Genomic DNA, 4437 nt, shown 5'->3' on the forward strand with positions numbered 1-4437 from the left:
TTGGCATTTCTGAGCGATACGAATAATATCTACAAAGATGTAATTGATAAAGCTGGAAATACTGTAACCAAGATTTGGTTTTGGAAGTAGGGTGGATAAGTAAGTAAGCTCTAGTTGGATCCGACAAATTATATACACTCACTTTTTGTTTGCTGATTAGAATAGTTGTACCACTCAGCTAGAGGTAGTTTTATTACTGCTGTCTCTGATTAACACATCCCTAATATCTTTGCTTATTGCCTTTCTAAATACGATATACGCCTCGCATCCGTGCTGTCTCTTTTACTGAAGGCCGGACAGATTCAAAAAGTTTTAGTGTGTTACTAGCATTACCTTCCAGGTATGTTAAAACACTGGCTGCCTGTTGCTACGACACAACCCTGATGATCTTGGCCGCCATTCAGCGCAACGCCGCCACTCATACCATTTGTACTACCACCATTTAATGCAACATTCATCCGCTAGCATTACTACCGGCGCCTACTGCTACACCACCGTTCTGTCCACTCGCACCATTGGCCTCGCTACCAGCTCCAATTGCAAAACCACCGTTGCCGCCATTACTGGTATTAGTGTCATTCTGACCATTAGCTTGGCCACCGTTTATTGCTACACCACCGTTTCCTCCATTAGCACTACCACCTAAGGCCGTTCCTCCCTTGCCCCCTAAGGTGCCACAAAATTTGTTACTACTGTCGCTATTAACGGATGGAAATTTGGACATAGATTGAGATTGAGATTGTACTTCTACTTGATTTTGCGCGATGCTCGCCAAATTTTCCTAATGTCTTGCTGGTTGTTACGTCCTTGTCAGGATAATTCTGAATTGGAAGGTCCAATCACAGAAATCAATCCTAGAAGAATTTTATTTATTCCGTTTATCAAATCCCTAAATGCCTGAGGAGAGTAACATTATTTTGGTTGAATTTACTGATAATGGATGTTGTTTTATTTTTTCACAACTAACCAGACTCAATTATATTGTCAGCCTACTCTCCCTCTCTGCATCGTTCACCACATTATGTACGTGATGTGATGCCCTGTAGACATGTGGTCAGGAACCAGAGTGTATTACGAGTAACAGAAAAGGAGAAAGATAAGGAGCAACAGTCATCCAGTCCGACCAAAGAACGATTATCTATCGAACATGAAATAGAATGCCCACGCTGCCATGACTTGATGATACTACATTCAGACTTTGATAGACATTGCTACTTTTGTGAAGAATGCTCGTTTATGCTTTCTTTAGACCAATAACGAAGTAGCATTACAATGGGCCCTATTGGCTAAACCCCGCTACTTTCTGCTTTCTTTATTTCAATCGTTACTTTATCGCCCACTTTTATCGACATGTCTTCATAGTCCCTAATACTGATTTTGAAAGTGGGACTATCTGTAGGAAATCCTCCTCCGCCCATTGCTTTTCCCATATTGGACATAGCCTTTGGTAAATTTTTCATGAGATCTTCTGGTGAAGTGAAGGCCAGCATATTAGCACCAAAGGGATTAAATGGTGGCGATCTGTCCGCGCCTGCTTTAAAATCATTAGGATTAGCGTATGTCACATAGACATAGACATAATGGCTGCCATCCTGTGATGCCTAGATTCTTGATACGATATAATCAATCTTCATTTGAATGGACGGATCTTGGACGGGCCTAGATTTCCTATCATTTTGATCCTGTCCTGGTTCCAAGGTTGTTCAGCCCAAATCCAGGCTTGGACAATTAGCGTCCAGCCCAGTCAAACGATAATAAGCACATCATGAGACTGGTTGGATCCAGGCCTCATAGTTCTGAATCCTGGTCTGGACAATCCAAAAGTGCAAATAAGTGCTTATTGTACCCGTTGGATCCTTAACAACCAGTCCTCTGAATTGCTTGTGCCGGGTTCATTAATTGGAGAGCATTTGAGAGGATGATTTGATCAATCCTTGATATTCCTTGTACTTGTTGAGATCGACTCCATAAACACCATTGATCCGAGGTATCAAAAATACGCTCCTAATCGATTTGCTCAGCGAAATGATGATTATGAATTTATCATAATGGGATTTGATTTTTTCAACAAGGCAATGACGAGGCTTAATCTATTGCGTATGCACGTTATAATTTATGGAAATAATCGAATCTGTTTCATGGGTCGCATTGGGCTTCGTACCAACATTGCTGTTACTTGAAACATCTTATAGACTAGGAATAGGGAGAAAGAAACCAGCACTCAAGGTAGAAAAGGCACCACCATTAACGAGACAGCAGGAAAATTAGGTCGGCGTATAAAGCAGAGGGTATGGAAAATCCACTGCCAGTGGCCGTTTTTATGATATCAAATTCGGCCCGGCAAGTCTGACTATTCTATAAACGCAATTCTTCGTTATGCTTATTCTCGCCAAAGATAAATCACACGCGCCCTTAAACCTTTCTACAAAAAATGATTGCAGAACAATTTATTGCGCAGCTAATCCATTTGTTTAGGATTGTATTGTTTCTCTAACCAGATGTGAAAGCAATAGGGCTATAATCATTGGTTCTGTTGAAAAGGGTGCCCTTTCGCATTAATTGTTTTTAAATATTAATAACAATCATTTAGCATCTCCATAGAAATCGCACTATCTTCTTCTATTGAGATCGGGAGTGTTTGTATACTCTAGTGTGAACTATAACAATCCAAATATGCCTATTTATTATTTATATCCAATTCCGTTGCCTTCATTGAAGGCTCCGAAGCCTCTATTACCGGCAGTAATGCCGGCGTTACCGCCAGTACTATGGTCGGTTGGCCGTAGGATTTGTCGTATGTATTGAAGATTGTGTCCATCCCGTTGTATTTCCAGCCGATCCTGTCATATTTGATACTGACGATCCATACAATTTTGGGTTACTATTTGTCTAGATACTGTTGCCAATGTACTGCAACGGGCCAAGTTTGATTAACGGCCCCGTTGCAGTGTCGAACATTCCCTACACCTTTGGAAGGTGAGCCAGGACATGGTAGACTGGCAAGTAGATGCAATGGAACGCTTTATTGTTTCAAACATAGCAAATAAAGGTATATTTTCTATCTTCTGTACCTGTAACATATCTCCGTTATCTGTGTAATTGATACTGAAGTAAAATAAACAAAAATGTAGAAGGCTGAATAGATTAAAGTCTAATCTTATCTTCTTATCTTCTTCAATGGCATTATGTATTAAATTGTCTATTTTCTAATTTTATAGTAAATAAGAGATGGCAGAAAGAGAAAGAATAACGTGTACATTTGTTAAAAATCATATAGCTCCAAAAGCGAATTGAACAACACAATTGGGACGTAAACGGACACTCCCAAATGACAAAAGCGACTCAGTCAAGATAAACAAGAAATCCCATAAAAATTAAGAAGACGGCCGCAGTTTTTGGTATTGTGGGGGTTGTATCAATTATTAGGTGTGTATGGTTATATTACGGAGCCATTTCAAAGGTACCATTCATTGATAGGGGCAGACGGTATACAATTTAATCGGTCAGAACAGATTCGTATTCATTCTCATTTAGATGTAATCAATCATCGATGGACAATTTTAGATCAAGGAAAGTATGACTGAATTGATCTAAACTGATGGATACAGAATAAGAGAATCAGATGATCGAATTCTGCCCTATCCTCAACTAACTAACTACATTGCATCTTGTGCTAAGGTGGTTTGATATCTTCAGGTTATTTATCCCCAGAATCTCTCCACGCTGTTATGCATGATACATATAGTTGCGAAGACAGATTTCAGTCTAAGGGAATACTTTATCTATATAATAATTTTAACTCAAATCAGATGGTAAAAAAGATAAATTGTGAAAGCCGTTCCATTCCAGAAAGGAGTTAGAAAAGCATACGGAGATTGCTCACAATACCACGGCAAAGAACATGGATGTAAAGCCATCAAGAAGGATTTCAAGATCTCGCATAAATCAATGGCAATATTTATCGGGGCCGGCATTCTAGCTGCGATTATCGGTTTAGCTCTAGGATATTTTGGGGCGGTATCAAAGGTATCTTCATTAACAATAGATGGTATACAATGTAATCCGTCTGAACAGCTTCTCTTACATGTACATGCACATTTGGATATCAACATAAATGGTCAATATTATTTGGTACCATCACAAGTAGGTATTACTAATGCATGCTACTTCTGGCTGCACACTCATGATGTTTCAGGTATAATACACATAGAATCACCAGTAAATAGAGACTTTACACTAGGACAATTCTTTGATATATGGAGCAAAACGTTTAACAACGGTCAAATCAAATTCGATAATCATCAAATATTCAATTATGTAGCTAGTCCCGACCATCCTCTAAATGTATATGTTAACGGGACTAAAGTTCCAAGCACTCTAAATTATAGCGACATCAAGCTCCATGCTCACGATGAGATTGCAATTATCTACGGTAAT

Annotated in this window: 5 protein-coding genes and 1 pseudogene; 2 read left to right on the forward strand and 4 right to left on the reverse strand. The window is 39.2% G+C overall.

All coding sequences use genetic code 11. The annotated features are described in order from the left end of the window. Positions 1-329 precede the first annotated feature (329 nt). The 3 genes from DYY65_RS12805 to DYY65_RS11030 all read right to left on the reverse strand — a co-directional run bounded on the left by DYY65_RS12805 (position 330) and on the right by DYY65_RS11030 (position 1565). Entirely contained in the window at positions 330-458 is a 129-nt protein-coding gene (locus DYY65_RS12805) for a hypothetical protein (RefSeq protein ID WP_255457521.1), read from the reverse strand. After that, positions 455-724 (reverse strand): hypothetical protein, encoded by a 270-nt coding sequence (locus DYY65_RS11025; RefSeq protein ID WP_162478012.1) that lies wholly within the window; start codon positions 722-724, stop codon positions 455-457. The genes DYY65_RS12805 and DYY65_RS11025 overlap by 4 nt, the downstream gene beginning before the upstream one ends. Before the next feature lie 562 nt (positions 725-1286). Beyond that, entirely contained in the window at positions 1287-1565 is a 279-nt protein-coding gene (locus tag DYY65_RS11030; protein WP_162478013.1) for a hypothetical protein, read from the reverse strand. A 550-nt stretch (positions 1566-2115) separates the two neighbouring features. Between DYY65_RS11030 and DYY65_RS11035 the strand changes: the two genes are divergently transcribed. Further along, positions 2116-2268: a hypothetical protein gene (locus DYY65_RS11035; RefSeq protein ID WP_162478014.1), complete on the forward strand. Its 153-nt coding sequence runs from the start codon at positions 2116-2118 to the stop codon at positions 2266-2268. Positions 2269-2677: 409 nt separating this feature from the next. On the opposite strand, the gene DYY65_RS11040 is transcribed toward DYY65_RS11035, so the two are convergent. Further along, a complete protein-coding gene (locus DYY65_RS11040; protein WP_162478015.1) occupies positions 2678-2818 on the reverse strand; it encodes a hypothetical protein in 141 nt (46 codons plus the stop codon). A gap of 1010 nt (positions 2819-3828) precedes the next feature. On the opposite strand from DYY65_RS11040, the pseudogene DYY65_RS11045 reads away from it, so the two are divergent. After that, a pseudogene (locus tag DYY65_RS11045) lies at positions 3829-4437 on the forward strand (hypothetical protein); the annotation flags it as partial.

The sequence above is a fragment of the Nitrososphaera sp. AFS genome, assembly GCF_009898475.1.
Taxonomy (GTDB): domain Archaea; phylum Thermoproteota; class Nitrososphaeria; order Nitrososphaerales; family Nitrososphaeraceae; genus Nitrosopolaris.